Source organism: Paraburkholderia sp. RL17-380-BIE-A (assembly GCF_046028085.1).
In the GTDB taxonomy this organism is placed as follows: domain Bacteria; phylum Pseudomonadota; class Gammaproteobacteria; order Burkholderiales; family Burkholderiaceae; genus Paraburkholderia.
The window spans coordinates 234,984-256,580 of sequence record NZ_JARESQ010000006.1 but is presented as its reverse complement, the minus strand read 5'-3'; the positions used below and the strand labels follow the sequence as shown (position 1 = coordinate 256,580).

Genomic DNA, 21,597 nt, shown 5'->3' with positions numbered 1-21,597 from the left:
CAGGTCGCGAGCGATGAGCGCCGCCTACCGTTTCCCGCTCTCTTGTCTGATCGATGAACTCGGGGCGTTTTCGTCGCGCTGTGCACGTCGCGCCGCCTTGGAAACAAGATTAGCACCCCTAGGTGGGATGCCGTTCCAGGGTGGAATTTCATCTCATAATGTGCAAGACTGCTGCGCGAAGCAGTTGAAAGAACATGGAGACCGATATGCCCGGCGTCACGGAGCGTACCCTCGCGGTACTCGAATTTCTCGCCACGCAAATGGAGGGAACGCCACTCGCGATGATCGCGGATGAACTCGATATTCCGCGTAGCGCATGTCATCGACTGCTCGTCGATCTGAAGCAATGCGGTTATGTGCGGCAGTTGCGCGAGCATGGCGACTACGTGCTCACCACCAAGCTCGTCGGCCTCGGGCTCGGCTTTCTCGCGACCTCCGGCATTGTCGACATCGCGCAGACCATGCTCGACAGGCTCGCGGAAACATCCGGCGAACTGGTGCGGCTCGCGATCGTGGACGGCGACCGGCTGACGTGGGTCGCTAAGGCGCAGGGCGCGCTGAAGGGCTTGCGCTACGACCCGGACATGGGCATGGACACGATTCTCTCCTGCAGTGCCACCGGCCACGCGTGGATGATGACCATGACCGACGAGCGCGCGCTCGAACTCGTCTCGCGGCAGGGGTTCGGACAGCCGAAGCAATACGGTCCCAACGCGCCGACCACAATCAACGGACTGCTGAAGTTCGTGCACGCCGCGCGTGAACGAGGTTACGCGACGATCAACGAAGTCTTCGCCCCCGGCATGACGGCGATGGCCGCGCCCGTGCAGCGGCGCGGCTATCCGGCGATGGGGGTGATCAGTATTGCGGGACCGCTCGTGAGGCTCGACGAAAAACGCATGGCCAGCCTCGGCCCGACGTTGCTTGCGGCGGCCTCGGAACTCGCCGCCGCGAGCCACGCGTCGCCCCTGTTCGATCGAAGGCGCTAGACCGCCCGCGCGTGTTACTGCATTGTTACTGCCGTGTCACTGCGGAATGATCCGCTCAGCCTTCAACCGGTCGAACAGCGCGAAGAAGGAATCGGGCGTGCTCTGATAATCGACGAAGCCGGCCTTGCGGCTCTTGGTCATATCCGTGAGCACTTCCATCGGACGGCCGAGGTCCGCGTCGGTGTGCCACCACGAGGCGAGTTTGCCGATGTCGGCTTCTTTCAGGCCGAAGCGCGTGGCGATCTCGGCCCATGCCTGGCCGGCGTCCTGCATGCGGCCTTCGAGTGGACGCACCTCGCCATCGAACGGTACGGCTTCGATGCCGAAGTAACCGGCGATTTGCGACCACATCCATTTCCAGCGGAACACGTCGCCATTGACCACGTTGAAGTCTTCGTTGCGCGCGTTCGCGGACGTGGCGGCCCATTCGAGGTGGCGCGCGAGCAGCCGCGCGTCGGTCATGTCGGTGAGACTGTTCCATTGCGCCGCCGAGCCGGGGAAGATGAACGGCTGGCCGGTCTGCTTGCACAGCGTCGCGTAGACGGCGAGCGTCACGCCCATGTTCATTGCATTGCCGAGCGCAAAGCCGATGATCGTATGCGGACGATGCACGCTCCAACTGAAACCGTAGCGTTGCGCGGCGTCGAATAAACGGTCTTCCTGCTCGTAGTAGAAGTTATCCACGGGCTGGCGGCCTTGTTCCTCGCGAAACGGCGTGATCGGCACGGCGCCGGTCGCATAGGCTTCGAACGGGCCGAGGTAATGCTTCAGTCCTGTCACGAGTGCGGCGTGTTCGAGCGTGCCTGCCGGACCCACCGCGTCCATCACGTGACGCACCATGGCGCCGTTCACGCGAATGTTGTCTTTCTCCGTGGCCTGGCGCGACCACGCGGTCAGGAACACATGACTGAACTGCTTGCCGGCGAGCGCCTCGCCAACGGACTCGGCCGATTGCAGATCGGCCGTAATCGATTCGATGGCCGGCGACACCGGCGTGCGGCCGCGCGAGAGTCCGGCGACGTGCCAGCCGCTCGAAAGCAGCCGGTCGGCGAGATTGCCGCCGACAATGCCGCTCGCGCCAATGATGAGTGCTCGTTTTTCCATGAGAGTCGTGCTCGGTAATTGAATGCCTGTTGACGCGGAGCGGTTCTGCGACCGATGTGCCCCGCGAGCTGAACGCGTCTCCTGTCGACCAGAGTTGGCGCTTCAGCGCCTACTCTGGTCCCATGCACTTGCTGCGGTCGACCAGAGTTGGCGCTTCAGCGCCTACTCTGGTCCCATGCACCTGCTGCGGTCGACCAGAGTTGGCGCTTCAGCGCCTCCCTCTGATCACTGCGTCTGCATGTCCCACGCAAGATTCTTGCTGTACCACGAAAGTGACCCGCGTCAAACGGATCGGTTCAACACGAAATCGAATTCAAGCGTGCTGAACGGCGTGTCCATACACGTCCCGTCCGGCGCCGTGCCTGCCTCATGGCGGTTCCACTGCGCGACCAGGGACGAGCGCACGCCGAACACCGCATCCGAATCGAGATATTGATCGCCTTCGCGAAACACGTGGGTCACGAGGCGCTCGTAGCCTGGCGCCGTGATCATGAAATGCAGATGCGCCGGGCGCCACGGATGCCGCCCCAGCGCTTCGAGCATGCGCCCGACCGGTCCGTCGTGAGGAATCGGATAAGGCTCGGCGACGATGGAGCGAAAGTGATAGCGCCCGTCCGCGAGACTATGGAGCACGCCTCTCGCCCGATGCGTATCGTCGCCGCCGTGCTGGACGTCGTAGAAGCCGTCCGCGTCGGCCTGCCAGACGTCGATGCGAGCGTTGGCCACCGCTTCGCCGTCCGCGCCCCTGATGGTCCCCGCGACGAAGCAGGGCTCACCGTGCGCGCCGTTGGACACGTCGTCGCCATTTCGATAGACGGGCGCGCCTTCGACGAAAAACGGCCCGAATACCGTTGCTTCCGTGCAGCCCGGCGGCTTGCGGTTCGCCATGGCCGTGACGAGCATCGACAAACCCAGCGTGTCCGAGAGCAGGATGAATTCCTGGCGCTTGTCGTCGGTGATATGGCCCACGTCGGTCAGGAAACGGATGCCCTGTTCCCATTCGCTCTCGGTCAGGTTCACTTCGCGCGCAAAGGCATGCAGATGCCGCACGAGGCTCGTGACGATGGTCTTCAGACGCTCATCATCCGCGTGGGCGTGGCGTGCCAGAACCGCTTCCGTGATCGTGTTCTCGTCGAGATTGCGCATGACCGTGGCGTCTCCTTCCTGTCGGTCATGCGATTATCGGCTCGTTTGCAGGCGAGCGTAGGCAAGCGACGCGCGCGCTAGCGCTTACCCCTTCGCCCAGGCCGCCGCCGTCTCCACCGCGAAGTCCCGATACGATCGCGGTTGGCGGCCCAGCAACGCCGCGAGATGATCGATTTCCGCTTTCGATGCGACCGCGCCGTCCTGCTGATAGCGGTTCATCATCAGGCGCATGTCGTACGCGAGCCAGCCCGGCGCAACCGCCTTCATACGTTGTTCCAGCAGGTCGAGATCGTCGCCGCCATAGCGCACCGCGCGCCCGAGCACGTCGGCCCAGATCGACGCCACGCTTTCCGAGGTGATCGCCTCAGGGCCGACCAGCTCATACGTTTCGCGCGGCAAACGGTCCGCGGCACGCTCGCGGCGCAGCAGTTCGCGCGCCGCGGCCTCGCCGATATCGCGCACATCGACCATCGAAATACCTTTGGCACCGATCGGCATGCCGTACACGCCGTGCGTCAGTAAAGGCTCTTTCTGGCGCACGTCGTTCTGGATGAAATACGCGGGACGCAATACCGTGGCCGGCAGATCGCAGTGTTCGATCATCCGCTCGACTGTGTGCTTGCTGGTGAAATGCGGCACGTCGACATAGTCGGCGCCTTTGAACACCGACAGATACACCACGCCTTTCACGCCGGCCTCACGCGCCACGCTCAGTGCTTGCAGCGCTTGCGTGAGTTCGTCGGCGGCGTTGGGCGCGAGCAGGAACAGTGTGCTGACGCCGCTCATCGCGCGCCGCAATCCGTCCACGTCGGACAGGTCACCCTGAACCGCCGTGACGCCCTCCGGAAATTGCGCTTTCTCCGGCGTGCGGGTCAGCGCGCGGACCTGCGCGCCGCTGCCGGCCAGATGGTCGAGAACCTGAGTGCCAACTACGCCGGTGCTGCCAGTTACGAGGATTGCCATGATCTTTCTCCTAAGGTTGGATGGACTGTGAGTCAGCCCGTAGACACACAATAGGTGTTCCATTTAAGTGGCGATAGTGCAAAAATTCAGACACCTCGTCTCATATTTGGAACGATCATGGATTTGACGTCGCTTGCCGATTTCAACGCTGTTGCGCTGCATGGCGGATTCGGGCCAGCCAGCCGGGCGCTCGACCGTCCCAAGGCCACGCTGTCGCGACGCGTGGCCGAGCTCGAGGAAGCGCTCGGCGTGCGGCTGATCGAGCGGGGCTCGCGCAGGTTGCGGCTGACGGAAGAAGGTCTCGTGCTGCACGAGCGCACGCGCGGGCCGATGGCGGAGATCCAGGAGGCGGGCGAAGCGGTGGCGTCGCGCGCGCCGGTGCCGCGCGGGCGCTTGCGGATCAGCGCGCCAATCGTGTTCTCGCATGTGGTGTTAGGCCGGATCGCGGCGCGTTTCGCGTTGGCCTATCCGCAGGTCGAACTCGAAGTCATAGCGGAAGACCGGATCGTCGATCCGGTGGAGGACGGCTATGACCTCGTGATCCGCATCAATCCACCGCATGACGAGCAACTCATGGGGCGGCGCATTTACGGCGACGACCGGCTCCTGGTCGCCGCACCCACTTTGTCGATGCCTGCCCAGGCGGCCGGCGATGCCGCCGCCGTGCCGGTGCCCGCAATCGTGCTGGCTGCGGCGTCGCCGGGCGCGATCTGGACAGTCCGCACCGAAACCGGCTTGTGGACGCTCGCGCCGATGCCGGTGCTGCGCCTCTCGTCGCTGCTGATGGTGCGTGACGCGGTGGTGGACGGCGTGGGCGCGGCGCTTTTGCCCAAGCTGCTGGTCGAGCAGGATGTGGCGGCAGGACGGCTCGTCTGCTGGGGCGTGGCGGACGGGCCGCAGGTTGAAATCTGGGCGCTTTACAACTCGCGGCGTCTGTTGAGCGCCAAGGTGCGCGCGTTCATGAACCTGTTGCAGGACTTGCCGGGACGCGAGCCGAATCCGCGCTGATCCATAGGGCGATCATGGCTCGCGAGTGGAATCGGCACGCATCGGCGGCTCATTTGGGCCGTCGCACGGCGCGCACTTTGCCGCTGCTTCCGCCGCCGCAAAAGAAGCGGTCGCCGCCATCGGATTCAAGTCCCGACACGCTGACGCCGGACGGCATCTCGACCCGCTCCTGAACTTCGCCGTTGCGCGGATCGATGCGCCGCAATTCGCTTTCATCACCTTCCCACGTGCCGTGCCAGAGTTCGCCGTCCACCCATGTAACGCCGGTCACGAAGCGGTTGGATTCGATGGTGCGCAAAATCGCGCCCGTCTGCGGATCGACCTGATGGATTTTGCGCTCCCGATACTGCCCGACCCACAGCGACCCTTCGGCCCATGCGAGCCCCGAGTCGCCTCCGCCGCCTGGCGCGGGGATCGTGGCGAGCACGCGGCCGGTCTCGGGATCGATCTTCTGAATGCGGTCTTCGGCGATCTGGAATAGATGCTTGCCGTCGAAGGCGGTGCCTGCGTGCGCGGCGACATCGATCGAACGGAGCGTCTTGCCGCTCGCCGGGTCGAACGCGTTCAACGTGTCGCCCGCTGCGAACCAGACATGCTGGCCGTCGTACGTGACGCCATGCACTTTTTCGACGCCCGGAAAGGGACCGTACTCATTGATGATTTCGGCGGCTGATCGTTTCATGACTGTTCCCTCGTGGTTTTCGTGTTGCCATCCTAATCAATCGGCAACGGCGCAGGGAGTAACAAGGTCGTCGTGAATCCAGGCATAGGCGGGGTCATCCAGCGGCGCGCGCGGCCTTTGCCGACAGATTGCACCTTGCCTTGCACCGCGAGCGTATCGAGGCTCCGCTGCACGGTGCGCTGGCTCGCGCCGAGCGCGAGCGCGAGGGCCGAACTCGACCACGACTCGCCGTCGGCAAGCAAGGCGAGCACGGGCGCGTGTTTATCCTCGACAGGCCGCGCCAGCACCACGACCTCTTGCGCGTGTCGTGGCATCAGCATGAAGCCGCGCCGCGTCGCGCTCACGCCGGCCATCGCGCGGAGCACGGAACGCAACCGACCGAGTTCGACCCGCAGACGTGCGCGGTGCGATTCGTCGGCAACCTTGGCCCGGAAGGCTCGCGCGACGAGTATGTCTCTCGGCACATCCTCCGGCCATGCTTCGGCGAGTGCGCGTGCGAGCACGAACAACACCGGACGGCCGGCGAGCGAGATCACCGCGCCTGTCTCGCGTATGACGTGACGGCACGCGTCCACGATCAAAGCTTTCGATGCAAGTAACGCTTCTACCTCGTCGAGCAGCAGCGGGCGTTCTTCGCCACGCGCAAGGAGTCGCGCCGCAGGGGCGTTTAGCACGAGTGCGGCGTTGTCGACCTCCGCGATCAGTGCGGGGATACCCGCAAGACCCGCGGCGCGCCTCGCGCGCTCTAGCGCGGCGCGTGCCGCGCGAGTCTGCAGGCGGCGCAGCGCGACACCGGCCACGACCAGTTCATGCGCGGCTCTCAAGGCCGGCGGGAATGGCGTGGGGTCAAGACCGGCAAGCGCGCGCTCGGCCTCGTCGAGGCGAGCTATCAACAGCAGGCGGCGGACTTCGAGATAGCGCGCATGCGCGGCGTTGAGCCGGTCGCCGTGCGCTTCGAGCGTGGCGCGTGCCGCTTCCAGCGCTTTCGTGGGCCAGTTCAGATCGCGCGAGACGAGGGCGATCTCGGCTTCGGCGACGACACATCGCGCGCGGGCCACCGGCTCTCTTGAACCGAAGGCGCGCGCCGCGCTACGCACGAGCGCCTTTGCGCGAACCAGATCGCCGAGTTGCGCCATGGCGATGCCGCGCAGCGCGAGCGCGGGCGCGTCGTCGCGCAACGCCACGCGATTGAGCGCGCCGAGCGGATCGCCCGCTGCGAGCGCGCGCGCTGCTGCCGTCATTAGCGAGTCCATGGCCTACGCGAATCCCGTCACACTTGTCACTCCCTTGGTCTGAAGCACGCGGCTAATCTAGCACGACACCCCGCAGCATTTCGCGCGGGACTTCGTACAGCGAACCAAGGAGAGAGGCATGGCGACGACACACACCACCGGTACACGGGAAGCATGGCTAGCAGCGCGGCTCGAATTGCTCGAAGCCGAAAAAGCGCTCACGCGGCAGAGCGACGAACTGGCCCGGCAGCGCCAGGCGCTGCCCTGGGTCCGCATCGACAAGGCATACCGGTTCGAGACCGATGAAGGAAGCGTCTCGCTGGCCGGGCTCTTTGCAGGACGCTCGCAGTTGCTCGTCTATCACTTCATGTTCGGTCCCGACTACACGGCGGGATGCCCGTCGTGTTCGGCGGTCGCGGACGGCTTCGCCGGGTCTGTCGTCCACCTCGCGAATCACGATGTCACGCTGACGGCGGTATCGCGGGCGCCGCTCGCGAAGCTGCAGGCATACAAGCGGCGCATGGGATGGACGTTTCCGTGGGCGTCCTCGGCCGGCAGCGACTTCAACTTCGACGTGAATGTCTCGTTCACCGAGCAGCAACAACGCGAAGGCAGCGTCGACTATAACTTCCAGCGCGGCGGCCATGCCATGGACGTGGTGCCGGCCCCGGCGCCCGTCGTCGAGTTTGCGACTGCCTGCGGAACCGATGCGCCGACGTATTCGCTCGATAGGCCCGGCATGAGCGCGTTCGTGCTCGAAGACGGTGTCGTGTACCACACGTATTCCGCATACGGGCGCGGTGTGGATGCGCTATGGGGCATGTACCAGTGGCTCGACCGCGCACCCAAGGGCCGCAACGAAACGGGTGTCTGGTGGCGCCGCCATGACGAGTACGGGAAGCACTGAGCCAGGGGGATCAGCAACGTGCGCGCAACGCGGAGAACGGCTCGGACCATCGAGCCGAAAATTGCAAACTGGCTCAGGTCTGTTATGTTCGCAACTGGTCCGGCGAGCGGCCTGTCTGAACATGCCAGGTTATCGTTTCGCGAGCGCACGTTGGACATCCCTACGGAGGACTTCATCTGGTCGGCGCCGCGAGATATTCACTGAATGAGCCACCACGAAAGTGGGCGCCTTTGGCACAGCTTGCCACCTGGCGCCGCCGCTCGAGTTGGCGTGCAGGCGTCGGCGGTTTGGCGCTGCTATTTTGCGCGCAGAGCCTGGCCGCGCCGGGCGCGAGCGCGGGCTCCGTCACGCTGTACGGCGTGCTCGACACCAGCCTCGAAATAACCGATCCCGGATCCGGGTGGACGCCGCGTCTGGACTCGGGCGCCTATCGCGGCTCGCGGGTTGGCTTGCGCGGCAGCGAGCCGCTCGGCGCGGGCACCGATCTGGTCTTCACGCTGGAAAACGGCTTCAGCTCGGTCGACGGCTCGCTTCAGAGTCCCGGTCTTCTGTTCAACCGCCAGGCGTGGATCGGCACGCGCAGCGGCTGGGGCGAGATGCGGTTCGGCCGGCAATACTCGCCGATCTATATCCCGTTCAAGGGCGATCTCGACGCGTTCGGCGCCGGCACGATTGCGTCCGGACTCAACAACCTGTCGAAGATCACGCCCTACGCGAGCAACGCGATCACGTATCTGTCACCGCTCGTCGGCGGATTCAGCGGCACTGTCATGATGGCCACGCGTGACCCGGCGGAAAACGACGGCAACGGCATCGACGGCTACTACGTCACCGCCGCCTATCAGCTCGACGAGTTCAGGCTGCTCTACGCGCGTCAGCAGACACACGGCGCGGGCGCACTGCGCGCGAATCTCGGCGGTGCGACCTACGCGGTCGACAAAGTGCGGGTGTGGCTCGCCTTCTTCAATGGCGATGGCGGCACGCCGCTCTATCACGGCGTGGGTGGGGCACTCTCGGCGCAATACAGCTTTTCCTCGAATGCGCGCGCCTCGGTGGGCTACGCCCATGTGCGCGACTTCACCGGTGCGGGCGCGAGCGCTGATCAGTTCAGCCTGGCGTTCGAATATAACTTTTCTTCCGCCTTACTGTTCTATTTCAGTGCGGCGTATCTGTCGAATCACGACGGCGCCAGCTTCACCCTGCGCGGCGTCAACGTGACCGGGCTGCCGGTCGCCTATCCGGGCGCGCCGGTCGCGGGTGTGCAGTTCGGCGTGCTCGAGCGATTCTAGCGGGCAAGCCGACCGTGGCGGCCCGCTGCCGCGGTTCGAACCGCACGCCGCGGGCCGATCGCCGGTGTGATCGGCCGTCGCCTGACCGTCCCCGTTGCCGCGCAGTCCGTCGAACAGGCGGCAGACCACTTCGGCTGGTTCGCGCTGTTCGCCGGGATGGACGTCCGACCTCGTGCCGGCAGACGCGGGCGCTGCTGAACCGGGAGCCGACACAGCCGGGGCCGATCGCCGACCTCGGCCGGCCGCGCTATTTCCAGACCTGACGCGCGGCATGTCGCGGCGAGCGAGCTTATTTCGTCTTGAGTACTATCGCTCAACGTCTCTCATGCGCGTATCGCCCGATCTTCACGGAGGATTCCATCATGGATCGCAACGACGTCACGAAGAAAATCATCGCCGCGAAAGTCAACAGCAAGCTAACGTGGGGAGAGATCGCCGCGAAGATCGGCCGAAGCAAGGAGTGGACGACCGCGGCCATGCTCGGCCAGATGACGCTCGATGCGAAACAGGCCGCCGTCGCTCGGGAACTGTTCGACCTGACCGACGAGGAGACCGCCTGGCTGCAAATCGTCCCGTACAAGGGCTCGCTGCCGACGGCGGTTCCGGCCGATCCGCTGATCTATCGCTGGTATGAGATCGTCAGCGTGTACGGCACGACGATCAAGGAGCTGATCCACGAGGAATTCGGCGACGGCATTATGAGCGCGATCGACTTTTCGATGGATATCCAGCGTGAACCGAACCCGAACGGCGACCGGGTCAAGGTGGTGCTCAGCGGTAAATTCCTTCCCTACAAATCCTACTGATCGCTGCGGCCAGGCCGACCTGGCGCCGAGTCTGCAGAACCGCCCGCACTGGAGCTATGCTAGCGGCTTCGTCTACTTCGAGGAGCAACTGATGGCACAGACAGCGGGTTCGATGATCACGTTCAGCCGTCCCGACGGCAAGCAGATCCAGGGTTATCTGGCCAAGCCGGAAAAGCTGGAGGGCGCGCCCGGCATCGTCGTGATTCAGGAGTGGTGGGGCGTGAACGACCAGATTCGCGGCGTGGCGGACCGGCTCGCGCAGGCCGGTTACGTGGCGCTGGTGCCCGATCTTTTTCGCGGCAAAACCACGGTGGAAGAGGCGGAGGCCCACCACTTGCTCGACGGGCTCGATTTCGGCGACGCGGCGACGCAAGATGTGCGCGGCGCGGCTCAGTATCTGAAGCAGCATGCGGCGAAAGTCGGCGTGACGGGCTTTTGCATGGGCGGCGCGCTGACCTTGCTGGCGCTGTGCAATGTTCCCGAAGTGTCGGCCGGGGTGGTCTGGTATGGCTTCCCTCCGTTGGAGTACGTCGACGCATCGAAAATCACGGTGCCGATGATCGGTCATTGGGCCACGCAAGACGAGTTCTTCACGGCAGAAACGGTCGATGCGCTGGAGGCCAAGCTGAAGGGCGCGAATGTCGACGTGGAGTTTTACCGCTATCTCGCGCACCACGGCTTTGCCAACGAACAAGCCGTCGGCCCGGGCCGCATCGCGCGGACGCAGTTCGATCCGGTCTGGTCGCAATTGGCGTGGGACCGCACGCTGACGTTTTTCGGCCGCACCTTGTGGAAGTAAGCGGCGAGATCGGCAACCGACCCGGCCTCGCCGGGTTCAGTGCTTAAGCTCACCGCTGGCGATCACTTTGCGAGCTTGCGCGAGGCCGTCGGTCACGGCCGGGCGCAGTGGTCCATCGTGCCTCTGAAGTGGCTGATGAACACGAGCGGCACGCCTCCCGTCTTGCCGAAGCGGACGGCCTGACCTTGGCGGCGTGCCGCTCCGTTTACCTATACTCATCTCACTCTGGAAAGCCGCCCACTCGACGTGACACCAACAAGCCGGAGTTTCCACATGTCTGTAGCGATGCGAAACGCGGCCCTCGGACTGCTGGCCTGGTTCACGTTGGGCACGAGTGTCACGGCGCATGCCGACTCCAGTTGCAACGAAGCAGGCACTGCGCGCGGCGAGCTTCTCGACCATCACGTCACGTTGACGCTGACCGCTCAGGAGTTGTCGACATTGCTGGCTTCGAGCGCGGGTGGCCGGCACCTCGCGCGGATTGCTGGCGAGCCCGCATGCGGCATCGAGATCGTGAGCTTTCGCTACCGCACCATCGGCGGCGCGGGCGAACCCACTCATGCAAGCGGCGCGTTGATGATCCCTTCGGGACGTGCGGCGGCATGCAGCGGAGCGCTTCCACTGATGCTCTACGCGCACGGCACCACCGCGTACCGCAACTACAACCTCGCCGATCTCACGCAAACAGATCCGGGCAATGGCGACGGCGCAGGGGAAGGCATTAGCGTGGCGGCCATGTATGCGGCGCACGGCTATCTCGTCGTGGCGAGCAACTACGCGGGCTACGCCGGCTCCGATCTCCCGTACCACCCCTATCTGAACGCCGATCAGCAATCCGCCGATATGATCGATTCGCTGCGGGCGGCGCGGCTCGCGCTAGCCGACGTGAAGCCCGACCGAAGCGCACGCGAGAACGGCAAGCTATTCGTCACCGGCTATTCGCAAGGCGGCTTCGTTGCATTGGCGACGCATCGCGCGTTGCAGGCGGCCGGCATCAACGTGACCGCATCCGCGCCGGGCTCTGGTCCATATGCACTCGCTGCTATCGCCGACGCGTTGATTGAAGGCGCGGTCAACCTGGGCTCGACGCTCTTCGCGACGTTGATCGTGACCGGTTACCAGCGCGCCTACGAGAATATCTACCGCCGGCCCGGCGACTTTTACGACGCCGCCTACGCGTCCGGTATCGAGACGTTGCTGCCGAACGCACAGCCGCTCAATCAGCTGATCGCCGCGGGCAAGCTGCCGTCGACGCAACTCTTCAGCAGCGTGCCGCCCGCGCCGCAGTTTGCCTCGATCACGCCGCCCGCCGTGCCGCCATTGACGCCGCCTGTACTGATGCCGCTATTCGCGGCAGGCTTCGGCAAGGCCAACCTCGTGCGCAACGCTTATCGACTGACGCTGCTCGAAGATGCGGCCGCCAATCCCGACGGCGCATTTCCCAACTCGACCGCGGCGATGGAGCCGGCAACGGCTCCGCGGCATCCGTTGCGTCAGGCGTTCAAGCGCAACGACTTACGCAACTGGTTGCCGCGCGCCCCTGTCCTTTTGTGCGGCGGCCAGTCCGATCCCACTGTGTTCTTTTTCAACGCGCGTATCGAGCAGGCATACTGGCAGAACGCCAAGGTGCCTGCGGGACTCACGTCCGTGCTGGATGTGGATTCCGCCGTCGCCGGGCCCGGCGATCCGTACGCGCCGATCAGACAGGGTTTCGCGAGCGCGAAGGCGGAAGTCGCGAGTCAGGCTGTCGCCGGCGGCGCGACCGACGGCGGAGCAGCGGCGGTATTGCGTGCCTATCACGGCAGACTGGTGGCGTCGTTCTGCATGTTGGCGGCGCGGGCTTTCTTCGCCCGCTTCTGAGCGCCACGAGTGAGGCGGCGATGTGCCAGGAACAGTGGGCTAAACGATCATGACGAAGCTGAACGGGCACGAGGATTTCGTCGTGCGCAGTATGTCGGCCGACGACCTCGCTTTGGCGGTGGAATGGGCCGCGCAGGAAGGCTGGAACCCCGGTCTGCACGACGCAGCCTGTTTTCGCGCGGCCGACCCGGATGGGTTCTTCATCGGCGAATGGCGCGGCGAGCCAGTGGCCTGTCTATCCGCTGTCGCGTACGGAGAGACCTTTGGCTTCATCGGGCTTTATATCGTGAAGGAGGCGTTTCGCGGTCGAGGTTTCGGTATGTGTGTCTGGCAACACGGCATGGCGTATCTGCGAAACCGTAACGTCGGTCTGGATGGCGTGGTCGCTCAGCAGGCGAATTACAAAAAGTCCGGATTTCAGCTTGCGTATCGCAACATCCGCTTTCAGGGCATTGCGCAAGGCGTCGTTCAGGGCGACGCACATGCCGGATTGCTGAACGCCTCGGCGCTGCCTTTCGAAGTGTTGAACCACTACGATCGGCAATGCTTCCCCGCTGCGCGTGAGCGTTTTCTCGCCGCATGGCTTGCGCAACCTGATGCGATTGCACGAGTCGCGGTGCGCGACGGGCAGCTTGTCGGTTACGGCGTATTGCGGCGTTGCAGGAGCGGCAGCAAGATCGGCCCGCTGTTCGCGGACAACGTGGAGATTGCCAGCGAGCTGTTCTCCGGGTTGATGTCGAGCATTCCGGGCGAAACGTTTTTCTTCGACGTGCCGGAGATCAACGCAGATGCGGTCGCATTGGCCGAACGGCATGGCATGACGAGCGTATTCGAAACCGCGCGGATGTACACGCAGGAACCGCCCACTCTTCCCATTGAACGCATATTCGGCGTGACTTCGTTCGAACTCGGCTGACCGCGGCGTGATAAAGCATGTGCAGTTGCGTAGCCGTCGGCGGTGCAAATCGGGAACCGCCAACGGCATGGGCTATTTCCACTTCGAGCCGAGATTCTCCAGTCCGGCTTTCATCAGGTCTTCCGGCAACATTGCAATACGCAATTCACAGTCGGCGTTGAATTTCAGAAACCATGGCTCCGCGAGTGCGGGAATCGATGATGCGGCGTCGATATCCACCACCATCACCGCCCCGCGTGCCCCGTTCTGCTCGGTAAAGTAGACGGTCTCCGGTTTTGCCTCTTCCAGTATTTGTCGGATCACGTTCCCGACGCTGCCTTCGCGCACCATGGTGTTGAACGGCTCGTGCGGGATTCGTATGTTGAGAAGCATGCGCATGTCATCCTCCTGTTGACGCCCCAAGGGCCTCTTAAGGATAGGTGCTTCTATGCGCATGGCAACGTGCCCTGTTACGACGCGTTCAACGCGGCACGACGAATGCGGCGTGCTCGTCGCGAGGCATGCGCCCGCTCAGTTTCCGAACAGTGAACTTTGCTTGCCGCGGCTCGGCGCATGGCGTGCGGGTTTCGTCTGGGCTTCGGATTTGGCCCGAGCCTCGACCGCGGGCTTCTCTTCGAGCGCGAACATATCGGTTTGCCTGTCGGCTTCCGCTTCCAGCGAAGTCTGGCCGGCTTCGAGCGACAGCAGAAACATCTTGTTCGCCAGGCCCCCCGCGAAGCCGGTCAATTCACCGGACGCGCCGATCACCCGGTGGCACGGCGTCACGATGGAGATCGGATTTCTGCCGTTCGCCGCACCGACCGCCCGCACCGCGTTGACGTTGCCGATCTGCATGGCAATTTCCGCGTAGCTGCGCGTCTGGCCGAACGGGATGGTCAACAGCGCGGCCCAGACCTGTTTCTGGAAGTCCGTTCCCTGGAACGTAAGCGGCAGGTCGAATTCGCGCCGCGTGCCGGCGAAATACTCGTTCAATTGCCGTTCGGTATCGATCAGAACTGGACGATCATTCGCTTCGATCCATTCCCCAAGACGCACCCGGTTCGGCTTGTCGTTCTCCCACAGAATGGCGGCGAGGCGCTCGCCGTTCGCAACGAGTTTCAACTGGCCGACGGGAGAGTCCATCAACTTGTAGGCGTAGGTCACTTTGCTTGCTCCTGACGGTTTGGAGGCACAGATGCTGCACGGCGAGTCTGCGAATGCGCGCGGCGAACGGGCCGCAACGGGCCACAACGGGCCGCAAACGCGCCGACATCCGACAGTGTCAGCCTCGTGCTCTCTGAAGACGCTCCGAATCTTGCTGTCCGGTCCCTTGCGAGCGTTCGCCCATCGCGGGGCTGCTGTGCTGAAGAGAACGCGAACGAAGCGTCACTGTACAACCGTTTTCGCGTCAGGCCTGGCGACTCAGTAGAATTGATACCTTCGATACGAAGCGCGCCGGCAACCGGACATCTCCACTACCACCGTGACGAAAACACTTGAACAACTTCGGACCGGACAACTCGCGGGTACTCGCCGGCTCAAACTGACATGCGGGCTGACGGAATTTCCCCGGGAGATTTTCGATCTGGCCGACACGCTGGAAGTTCTCGACCTGTCGGGCAACGCGCTCACGTCGCTTCCCGACGATTTGCCACGACTGGGCAAGCTGCGCATTCTCTTCGCCTCCGACAACCCGTTCACCGAGTTGCCGGCAGTGCTGGGTCAGTGTGCGCAATTGAGCATGGTCGGCTTCAAGGCAAACCGCATCCGGCGCGTTTCCGGCAACGCGCTTCCACCGCAACTACGTTGGCTGATCCTCACCGACAACGAGATCGAAGCGCTGCCGGCCGAAATCGGCGGCTGTACGCAATTGCAAAAGCTGATGCTGGCGGGCAACCGCCTGCGCACGCTTCCCGAGGCATTGGCCGACTGCTCGCGGCTCGAATTGCTGCGTCTCGCGGCGAATCAGCTCGGCGAACTGCCCGCGTGGTTGTTGCGTCTGCCGCGGCTTTCGTGGCTGGCGTACGCCGGCAATCCGTTCAGCGAAGCGCTCGAGGCGGCGGCGCTGATCGACACGCCGATCGCCGCAATTCCATGGCACGAGTTGAAACTCGAAGCGCCGTTGGGCGAGGGCGCCTCCGGTGTCATCTATCGCGCGGAGCTTGCGGGCCGTCGCGATGCGTCCCGCGCTGTCGCCGTGAAGCTGTTCAAGGGAGCAGTCACGAGCGACGGCTTGCCGGACTGCGAGATGGCGGCCTGCATTCGTGCGGGCGATCATGCGAATCTGATCCCGGTAGCGGGAAAGGTGAAGGACCATCCGGCAGGCACGCATGGCCTCGTGATGGAACTGATCGATCCGCAGTTCAGCAACCTCGCCGGTCCTCCGAGCCTCGAATCCTGCACGCGCGATGTGTACGGCGCCGACACGCGTTTCGATGCGGCGTCGGCATTGGGCATTGCATACGGTATGGCGTCGGTGGCGCGTCATCTGCATGAGCAAGGCATCATGCATGGCGATCTGTACGCCCACAATATTCTGTATGGCGGACACGGGCGCGCGTTGCTGGGAGATTTCGGCGCGGCGTCTTTCTATGCGCCCGGCAATCGGAACACCGGCCTCGCGCTTCAGCGTCTCGAAGTCAGGGCATATGGCTGTCTGCTCGAAGAGCTGCTCGAACGATGCGACTGGCTGGATTCGCACTCGGACACCGCAGCGGCGTTGGTGGAGTTGAAGGACAATTGTTTGAGCGAGGCGATCGAGAACCGTCCGTTGTTCGACGACATCGCCGCCCGTTTGCTGGCGCTGAAGGGCGATTGATGATCGGCAAACAGCAGCGCGGCGAGCGTATCGAGCGGCTTTCATCCGAATGCGGCACGGCCATTCGTCGGCCCGCCCCAGAAGGAGAGATTCAATGATGCAGAACACGCCTCGAGGAAAGCCCTATCGGGAGACGCGCCGTCGCGTGTTGCTTGCCGCCGCGTTGGCCGCCACCGGCATCACCGGCACGGTGGGCACCGTGGGCGCCGTGGCTGCACAGGGCGGCAAGCTCAAGATAGCGCTCGTGCTGAAGTCGCAGACCGATCCGTTCACGGTGGCGATGGCGAGCGCCGCGCAGGACTACCAGCGGCATTTCGCGTCGCAATTCGGTTTGACGGTGCGCGCCACGGCCACCGAAAGCGATACTGCCGGGCAGATCCGCATGGTCGAGGAGATGATCAAGGCAAAGATGAACGCGATCGTCATCGCGCCGACGGATTCGAAAGCGCTGACCGCGGTTGTCGCTCGCGCGATCAAGGCGGGCATCATCATGATCGCGATCGACAACCCGCTCGATGACGCGTCGCAGGACGCGGCCGGAATTTCCGTGCCGTTCGTCGGGCCGAACAATCGCAAGGGCGCGCAGCAGGTCGGCAATTATCTGGCGGGGCGGCTCAATGCGGGCGATCAGGTGGGCATCATTGAAGGCAGTCCCGCCGATTGCAATGCGCAGCAACGCACGGAAGGTTGCCGGGACGCGATGAATGCGGCGGGCATCGGCATCGTCGCCGTTCAGTCCGGCGAATGGGAGTACGGGAAGGGCCGCGACGTCGCCTCGAAGATGCTCAACGAGCATCCGCAGATTCGCGGCTTGCTGTGCGGCAACGACAATATGGCAATGGGCGCGGTCGACGCGGTTCGCGACGCCGGCAGAACGGGCGGCGTCTACATCACCGGTTACAACGATATCGACGCGATCAAGCCGCTGCTCGCCGATGGCCGCGTGCTTGCCACGATCAATCAGTTCGCCGCTCGCCAGGCGATCTACGGCGTCGACGTGGCGTTGAAGGCGGTGACCGAGCAGAAAAAGCAGAGCGAATTGTCGAGGGTGATCGAAACGCCGCTGCAACTGGTCACGGCCGCCAATCGCTGAATCGAGGCTGTTGTAAGGCCTTTGCGGGAGCGAGCCGTCTCACTCCCGCATCACGGCCTGCCACGTCCCGTTATTCCACCTTGACCTTACGCGGCTTGGTCGCTTTTTCGAGCTTGTTGTACTCGAACTCGGGCACCGACTTCAGCGCATCCTTGGTCGCGCCGGCGAGGAACAGATTGCCGTCGCGGATCTCGAAGTGATCGACCGGAATCGCCACGAAGTGCTTGCCCATGCCGAGGAAGCCACCCACCGACACGACGGCATACGTCGCCTTGCGGTCCGGTGAAATGATCACGTCATAGATGCTGCCGATCTTGTCGTTCAGATCGTTGTAGACAGGCTCGTCGACCAGGGCGCGCCGCACGCTCCAGCCTTTTAGCAGCGCATTGGTTTGCTCGACCGTGCCGCCGAGCGGCTGCAGTCCGGCAATTTGCGCGTAGGCGCCTTGCGACGCACAGATTGCGGCGAGAGCGGTCGCGCAGATGAGTGTTTTTGCTTTCATTTTGGCTCCTTGTTATCTATCGAACAGTCAGCTTCGTACCAAGGCAAGAGGAAGCACGCCATGTGCCCGGGGCGGCGCGAACCGGCATTCGTGCTTCTCCGTCAATACTTAATTGCCGCCCGAAGGGTGTTTGTCAGGTGCCCACTGCCCGACAATCCGTCGATTGCGATATTTGCACGGAGAATAGGTATGAAACCAACCTGGGCACTGTTGGCGCTGGCTGTCGGCGCATTCGGCATCGGCACGACCGAATTCGCCCCAATGGGCTTGTTGCCCGTGATCGCGAACGGCGTGGGCGTCTCCATTCCCGCCGCCGGCCTGCTGATCAGCGCCTATGCGCTCGGCGTCATGCTGGGCGCGCCGTTGATGACGCTCGCCTTCGGCAGACTGCGCGCAAAGAAAGCGCTGATCGCGCTCATGTCGATCTTCGTGATCGGCAATCTGCTGTCGGCCATGGCGCCCGGCTACTGGACGCTGCTCGCCGCACGCCTTGTCACGAGCCTGAACCACGGCGCGTTTTTCGGCATCGGCTCCGTGGTCGCGGCGAATCTCGTGCCGCGCGAGAAGCGCGCGAGCGCGGTCGCCACCATGTTCATGGGACTCACGATCGCCAATATTGGCGGCGTGCCGGCCGCGACCTGGATCGGTCAGCAGATCGGCTGGCGCATGGCGTTCGCCGGCACCGCGGGGCTCGGCGTGCTGGCGATTGCCGCACTGGCCGTTGCGCTGCCGCGAGGCGATGCGGGCAAGATGCCGGACGTCCGCCGCGAGTTGCGGGTGCTGGCGCGGCCTGAAGTGCTGATGGCGCTGGCCACCACCGTGATGGGCGCCGGCGCGATGTTCACGCTTTACACCTATGTGGCGCCGGTGCTCGACAATTTGACGGGCGCCTCCGCGGGCTTCGTCACGATCGCGCTGGTGCTGATCGGCATCGGCTTCACGATCGGCAACGGCCTGGGCGGACGGCTCGCCGACTGGTCGCTCGACGGCAGCACGAAGCTGTTTCTCGGCGCGCTGGCGGTCATCATGGTGGCGTTGCCGTTCGTTCTCACCAGCCACGTGGGCGCGTTGATCGGCATGCTCGTGTGGGGCGCGGCCACGTTTGCGATCGTGCCGCCGGTGCAGATTCGCGTGATGCACGCGGCGGCCGAGGCGCCGGGGCTCGCGTCGTCGGTGAACGTGGGGGCGTTCAATCTCGGCAACGCGCTGGGCGCCGCCGCCGGCGGCGCGGTGATTTCAGCGGGGCTGGGTTATTCGGCGGTGCCGATTGCCGGCGCGGTGCTGGCAGCGGCCGGGCTGCTGCTGGTGTTCGCCGGCCGTGCCAGGCGCCAGGCGATCGAGAGCTGCTGACGGTGAGGCTTCGATCGACTGTGCCAGCCTCGTCTCGTCCGCGAGAAGAGAGCCGCTAGCAGACGGACCTCACGCAGTCCACGGCTCTGTACGCCCGGCCACAGAGCGCACTGCGGCAACCATGCACAATCGGAGCGAGATCCGGGCGGCGCCTGCGGCGCACCGGCGCCATGCGCGCCCGGGCCGCCTGCCGCCGCGCGTCGATGCACGGCGACGGCGATAACCCTCTGCCGATTGGAGACGCAATGGGTTGGAAAAGCCTGCTGATTGAATCGCCGGTCTGGTTGATGGGCCGGTTTCACCGTCCACGGTTCGACCCGCATCGCGACACGCCGCGCGAGATTCTCGTGCTGCGTCCGAACGATTTCGGCGAGCTGCTCACCACCACGCCGCTCTTCGAAGCGCTGCGCACGCGCTTTCCGACCACACGCCTGATCGCGGGCGTCGGCAGTTGGGGGCGTCCGATTCTCGAGAACAATCCTTTCGTCGACGAGATCGTGGAGATCGACGCGCCCTGGAATAACAAGCTGGTCGAGGACCGCTCGCACCGCAACGTGTTGCGTTTTCTGTGGAAGTCGCCGCAAGTCGCCGCGCTGCGCGCGCGCGGCGGCTTCGATGTCGGTATCGATGTGCTCGGCAGCTACATGGGCGCGCTGCTGCTGATGCGCGCCGGTGTGCGTTATCGCATCGGCGTGCGCGGTTATCGCGGCGGCTGGAGCGGGTGTCAGGCGCATATCGAATTCGCTGCCCGGCAATGCGGACGCGCGGCACTCGCGCAGGGAGAGCTGCTGGGCGCAACGGCGCTGCCGGAAGCACGCCCCCAACTGTTTCTGACCGACGACGAGCGCGCAACCGCCGCGCGGATCTGGAATACGGCTAGCGTGCCGGGCCGTCGCACCGTGCGATTGATCGTCGGTGTCGGGGCGGGTGTTCCGACCAAGGCGTGGGACGCTCGCCAGGTCGGCGCCGCACTCGCGCAGATCACGCAGACGCTCGAACAAGCGGGTGATGCGTGCGATATCGTGATCGTCGGCAGCAAAGCCGATCAAGCGCGCGCCGCCGAGGCGATCGCCGCGGCGGGGCCGCGCGTGCCGGTCCGCTCGGTGGCAGGCGAGGTGCCGATGCGCATCATGTTCGCCCTCACGGAACAGGCCGGCGTCGTGCTGACGAACTCCACGATGCTGATGCACGTCGCGGCCGCGTTTCGCCGTCCGACTGTCGCCGTGATCGGCGGCAGCGTGACCAAACCCGAACGGCACGATGCCATCTGGGGCTACCCGCCGCCGTACCGCAGCGTGTCACCCGAGCAGTATGTCGCGGGCGAGCACGCGCGGAACTGGCCGAGCGTCGAGCGGGTCGTGCAAGCGGTTCTGGAGGCGGTCGGCACGCAGCGGGCGCAAGTCAGCGCGGCGGCCTGATGTCGTACCGGCTCGTTCGCCATTGACGTTGATACGCCAGAACTCTCGAACCTCCATCGCGGCGGCATCGCTCGGCTGACCAAACGGGGCTCGCTGAATCGCGGAGCATTGCCGTGCGCGATTTTAGAGCGATTGCGATTTGATCGTATGCGATATATAATCGCGTCTACGAGGCACTTGCCTACGCCCAACGAGGACGCAGATGAAATCGACCGACCCGTCAGCCGCCGCGAATGTGAAGCTGTCCGACTTCCTGTGCTTTGCGGTTTATTCCGCGAATTTGGCGTTCGGCAAGGCATACAAGCCCATTCTCGAAGAGCTCGGTCTGACCTATACGCAATACATCACGATCATTGCGCTGTGGGAGGAAGACAACCAGACCGTCAGCAGTCTGGGCGAGAAGCTCTTTCTCGAATCCAACACGCTCACGCCGATCCTGAAGAAGCTGGAAGCGGCGGGTTATGTGGAAAGGCAGCGCGACCCCAACGACGAACGCCAGGTGCTGGTCGGCCTGACGAAAAGCGGCCGGCGGCTGCGTGAGAAAGGCCTGAGCATGGACCTCGTCGAAGCGACCGGTCTCGCGCCGGACGAGTTCGCGAAAGTGCAGAAGGCGATCGTGACGCTGCGCAACAATCTCGTCAAAGCGGTTCACGACGGGGAATGAGCGGGGCGGTCGCTCGCGGTTGCTATGACCGCGCGATCCAAGGACTCTTCAAGCGCTTTGCCCATGAAAGAA

Annotated in this window: 21 protein-coding genes; 13 read left to right on the top strand and 8 right to left on the bottom strand. The window is 64.3% G+C overall.

Annotation, left to right across the window (positions count from 1 at the left end; genetic code table 11):
* The first annotated feature begins 206 nt into the window (after positions 1-206).
* The gene (locus P0D68_RS12805) at positions 207-989 is read left to right on the top strand and encodes an IclR family transcriptional regulator (RefSeq protein ID WP_091806405.1); all 783 of its coding nucleotides are present in this window, start codon (positions 207-209) and stop codon (positions 987-989) included.
* A 36-nt stretch (positions 990-1,025) separates the two neighbouring features.
* On the opposite strand, the gene P0D68_RS12800 is transcribed toward P0D68_RS12805, so the two are convergent.
* From P0D68_RS12800 to P0D68_RS12790, 3 genes are all read right to left on the bottom strand, one after another.
* Positions 1,026-2,093, bottom strand: coding sequence for an SDR family oxidoreductase (locus tag P0D68_RS12800; protein ID WP_408294092.1), 1,068 nt, complete (start codon positions 2,091-2,093; stop codon positions 1,026-1,028).
* 282 nt (positions 2,094-2,375) lie between these two features.
* Entirely contained in the window at positions 2,376-3,239 is an 864-nt protein-coding gene (locus tag P0D68_RS12795; RefSeq protein WP_408294089.1) for an intradiol ring-cleavage dioxygenase, read from the bottom strand.
* 84 nt (positions 3,240-3,323) lie between these two features.
* Positions 3,324-4,202, bottom strand: coding sequence for an SDR family oxidoreductase (locus P0D68_RS12790; protein ID WP_408294086.1), 879 nt, complete (start codon positions 4,200-4,202; stop codon positions 3,324-3,326).
* Positions 4,203-4,319: 117 nt separating this feature from the next.
* Here P0D68_RS12790 and P0D68_RS12785 point away from each other — a divergent pair, with 117 nt between their 5' ends.
* Positions 4,320-5,210: a LysR family transcriptional regulator gene (locus tag P0D68_RS12785; RefSeq protein ID WP_408294083.1), complete on the top strand. Its 891-nt coding sequence runs from the start codon at positions 4,320-4,322 to the stop codon at positions 5,208-5,210.
* A 49-nt stretch (positions 5,211-5,259) separates the two neighbouring features.
* Here P0D68_RS12785 and P0D68_RS12780 read toward each other — a convergent pair whose 3' ends face one another.
* A complete protein-coding gene (locus P0D68_RS12780; protein ID WP_408294081.1) occupies positions 5,260-5,892 on the bottom strand; it encodes a Vgb family protein in 633 nt (210 codons plus the stop codon).
* A gap of 32 nt (positions 5,893-5,924) precedes the next feature.
* The gene (locus P0D68_RS12775; protein ID WP_408294078.1) at positions 5,925-7,145 is read right to left on the bottom strand and encodes a helix-turn-helix domain-containing protein; all 1,221 of its coding nucleotides are present in this window, start codon (positions 7,143-7,145) and stop codon (positions 5,925-5,927) included.
* Between the two features lie 118 nt (positions 7,146-7,263).
* Here P0D68_RS12775 and P0D68_RS12770 point away from each other — a divergent pair, with 118 nt between their 5' ends.
* The 6 genes from P0D68_RS12770 (at position 7,264) to P0D68_RS12745 (ending at position 13,701) form a co-directional block, all read left to right on the top strand.
* The gene (locus P0D68_RS12770) at positions 7,264-8,031 is read left to right on the top strand and encodes a DUF899 domain-containing protein (protein WP_408294075.1); all 768 of its coding nucleotides are present in this window, start codon (positions 7,264-7,266) and stop codon (positions 8,029-8,031) included.
* Between the two features lie 230 nt (positions 8,032-8,261).
* Positions 8,262-9,320 carry a porin gene (locus P0D68_RS12765; protein WP_408294072.1) on the top strand — a complete coding sequence of 353 codons (1,059 nt, stop codon included), beginning with the start codon at positions 8,262-8,264 and terminating at the stop codon, positions 9,318-9,320.
* A 362-nt stretch (positions 9,321-9,682) separates the two neighbouring features.
* Complete coding sequence (cynS, locus tag P0D68_RS12760; protein ID WP_091806434.1) at positions 9,683-10,126, top strand: cyanase; 444 nt, start codon at positions 9,683-9,685, stop codon at positions 10,124-10,126.
* 91 nt (positions 10,127-10,217) lie between these two features.
* Positions 10,218-10,925, top strand: coding sequence for a dienelactone hydrolase family protein (locus P0D68_RS12755; RefSeq protein WP_408294068.1), 708 nt, complete (start codon positions 10,218-10,220; stop codon positions 10,923-10,925).
* 273 nt (positions 10,926-11,198) lie between these two features.
* Positions 11,199-12,785, top strand: a complete 1,587-nt coding sequence (locus P0D68_RS12750; protein ID WP_408294065.1) for an alpha/beta hydrolase family protein — start codon at positions 11,199-11,201, stop codon at positions 12,783-12,785.
* A gap of 49 nt (positions 12,786-12,834) precedes the next feature.
* Positions 12,835-13,701, top strand: coding sequence for a GNAT family N-acetyltransferase (locus P0D68_RS12745; RefSeq protein WP_408294062.1), 867 nt, complete (start codon positions 12,835-12,837; stop codon positions 13,699-13,701).
* Positions 13,702-13,773: 72 nt separating this feature from the next.
* Here the strand turns inward: P0D68_RS12745 and P0D68_RS12740 are convergent, their stop codons facing one another.
* Positions 13,774-14,079, bottom strand: a complete 306-nt coding sequence (locus P0D68_RS12740) for a panthothenate synthetase (RefSeq protein ID WP_091806445.1) — start codon at positions 14,077-14,079, stop codon at positions 13,774-13,776.
* 132 nt (positions 14,080-14,211) lie between these two features.
* Positions 14,212-14,844 carry a methylated-DNA--[protein]-cysteine S-methyltransferase gene (locus tag P0D68_RS12735; protein ID WP_408294059.1) on the bottom strand — a complete coding sequence of 211 codons (633 nt, stop codon included), beginning with the start codon at positions 14,842-14,844 and terminating at the stop codon, positions 14,212-14,214.
* A 319-nt stretch (positions 14,845-15,163) separates the two neighbouring features.
* Between P0D68_RS12735 and P0D68_RS12730 the strand changes: the two genes are divergently transcribed.
* Together P0D68_RS12730 and P0D68_RS12725 are read left to right on the top strand one after the other, a co-directional pair.
* Positions 15,164-16,498: a leucine-rich repeat-containing protein kinase family protein gene (locus tag P0D68_RS12730; RefSeq protein WP_408294056.1), complete on the top strand. Its 1,335-nt coding sequence runs from the start codon at positions 15,164-15,166 to the stop codon at positions 16,496-16,498.
* 94 nt (positions 16,499-16,592) lie between these two features.
* Entirely contained in the window at positions 16,593-17,591 is a 999-nt protein-coding gene (locus P0D68_RS12725) for a substrate-binding domain-containing protein (protein WP_408294054.1), read from the top strand.
* 70 nt (positions 17,592-17,661) lie between these two features.
* Here the strand turns inward: P0D68_RS12725 and P0D68_RS12720 are convergent, their stop codons facing one another.
* Positions 17,662-18,093 (bottom strand): PRC-barrel domain-containing protein, encoded by a 432-nt coding sequence (locus tag P0D68_RS12720; RefSeq protein WP_408294051.1) that lies wholly within the window; start codon positions 18,091-18,093, stop codon positions 17,662-17,664.
* A gap of 189 nt (positions 18,094-18,282) precedes the next feature.
* On the opposite strand from P0D68_RS12720, the gene P0D68_RS12715 reads away from it, so the two are divergent.
* From P0D68_RS12715 to P0D68_RS12705, 3 genes are all read left to right on the top strand, one after another.
* A complete protein-coding gene (locus tag P0D68_RS12715; RefSeq protein ID WP_091806461.1) occupies positions 18,283-19,443 on the top strand; it encodes an MFS transporter in 1,161 nt (386 codons plus the stop codon).
* Between the two features lie 245 nt (positions 19,444-19,688).
* A complete protein-coding gene (locus P0D68_RS12710) occupies positions 19,689-20,861 on the top strand; it encodes a glycosyltransferase family 9 protein (RefSeq protein WP_408184392.1) in 1,173 nt (390 codons plus the stop codon).
* 202 nt (positions 20,862-21,063) lie between these two features.
* Complete coding sequence (locus P0D68_RS12705) at positions 21,064-21,525, top strand: MarR family winged helix-turn-helix transcriptional regulator (protein ID WP_091806467.1); 462 nt, start codon at positions 21,064-21,066, stop codon at positions 21,523-21,525.
* Positions 21,526-21,597: the final 72 nt, after the last annotated feature.

Coding starts and splice junctions, on each gene's coding strand:
- P0D68_RS12745 (WP_408294062.1), top strand. CDS start 12,835: ATGACGAAGCTGAACGGGCACGAGGATTTCGTCGTGCGCAGTATGTCG.
- cynS (WP_091806434.1), top strand. CDS start 9,683: ATGGATCGCAACGACGTCACGAAGAAAATCATCGCCGCGAAAGTCAAC.
- P0D68_RS12805 (WP_091806405.1), top strand. CDS start 207: ATGCCCGGCGTCACGGAGCGTACCCTCGCGGTACTCGAATTTCTCGCC.
- P0D68_RS12755 (WP_408294068.1), top strand. CDS start 10,218: ATGGCACAGACAGCGGGTTCGATGATCACGTTCAGCCGTCCCGACGGC.
- P0D68_RS12785 (WP_408294083.1), top strand. CDS start 4,320: ATGGATTTGACGTCGCTTGCCGATTTCAACGCTGTTGCGCTGCATGGC.
- P0D68_RS12795 (WP_408294089.1), bottom strand. CDS start 3,239: ATGCGCAATCTCGACGAGAACACGATCACGGAAGCGGTTCTGGCACGC.
- P0D68_RS12740 (WP_091806445.1), bottom strand. CDS start 14,079: ATGCGCATGCTTCTCAACATACGAATCCCGCACGAGCCGTTCAACACC.
- P0D68_RS12725 (WP_408294054.1), top strand. CDS start 16,593: ATGATGCAGAACACGCCTCGAGGAAAGCCCTATCGGGAGACGCGCCGT.
- P0D68_RS12715 (WP_091806461.1), top strand. CDS start 18,283: ATGAAACCAACCTGGGCACTGTTGGCGCTGGCTGTCGGCGCATTCGGC.
- P0D68_RS12710 (WP_408184392.1), top strand. CDS start 19,689: ATGGGTTGGAAAAGCCTGCTGATTGAATCGCCGGTCTGGTTGATGGGC.
- P0D68_RS12780 (WP_408294081.1), bottom strand. CDS start 5,892: ATGAAACGATCAGCCGCCGAAATCATCAATGAGTACGGTCCCTTTCCG.
- P0D68_RS12720 (WP_408294051.1), bottom strand. CDS start 18,093: ATGAAAGCAAAAACACTCATCTGCGCGACCGCTCTCGCCGCAATCTGT.
- P0D68_RS12750 (WP_408294065.1), top strand. CDS start 11,199: ATGTCTGTAGCGATGCGAAACGCGGCCCTCGGACTGCTGGCCTGGTTC.
- P0D68_RS12790 (WP_408294086.1), bottom strand. CDS start 4,202: ATGGCAATCCTCGTAACTGGCAGCACCGGCGTAGTTGGCACTCAGGTT.
- P0D68_RS12770 (WP_408294075.1), top strand. CDS start 7,264: ATGGCGACGACACACACCACCGGTACACGGGAAGCATGGCTAGCAGCG.
- P0D68_RS12800 (WP_408294092.1), bottom strand. CDS start 2,093: ATGGAAAAACGAGCACTCATCATTGGCGCGAGCGGCATTGTCGGCGGC.
- P0D68_RS12775 (WP_408294078.1), bottom strand. CDS start 7,145: ATGGACTCGCTAATGACGGCAGCAGCGCGCGCGCTCGCAGCGGGCGAT.
- P0D68_RS12705 (WP_091806467.1), top strand. CDS start 21,064: ATGAAATCGACCGACCCGTCAGCCGCCGCGAATGTGAAGCTGTCCGAC.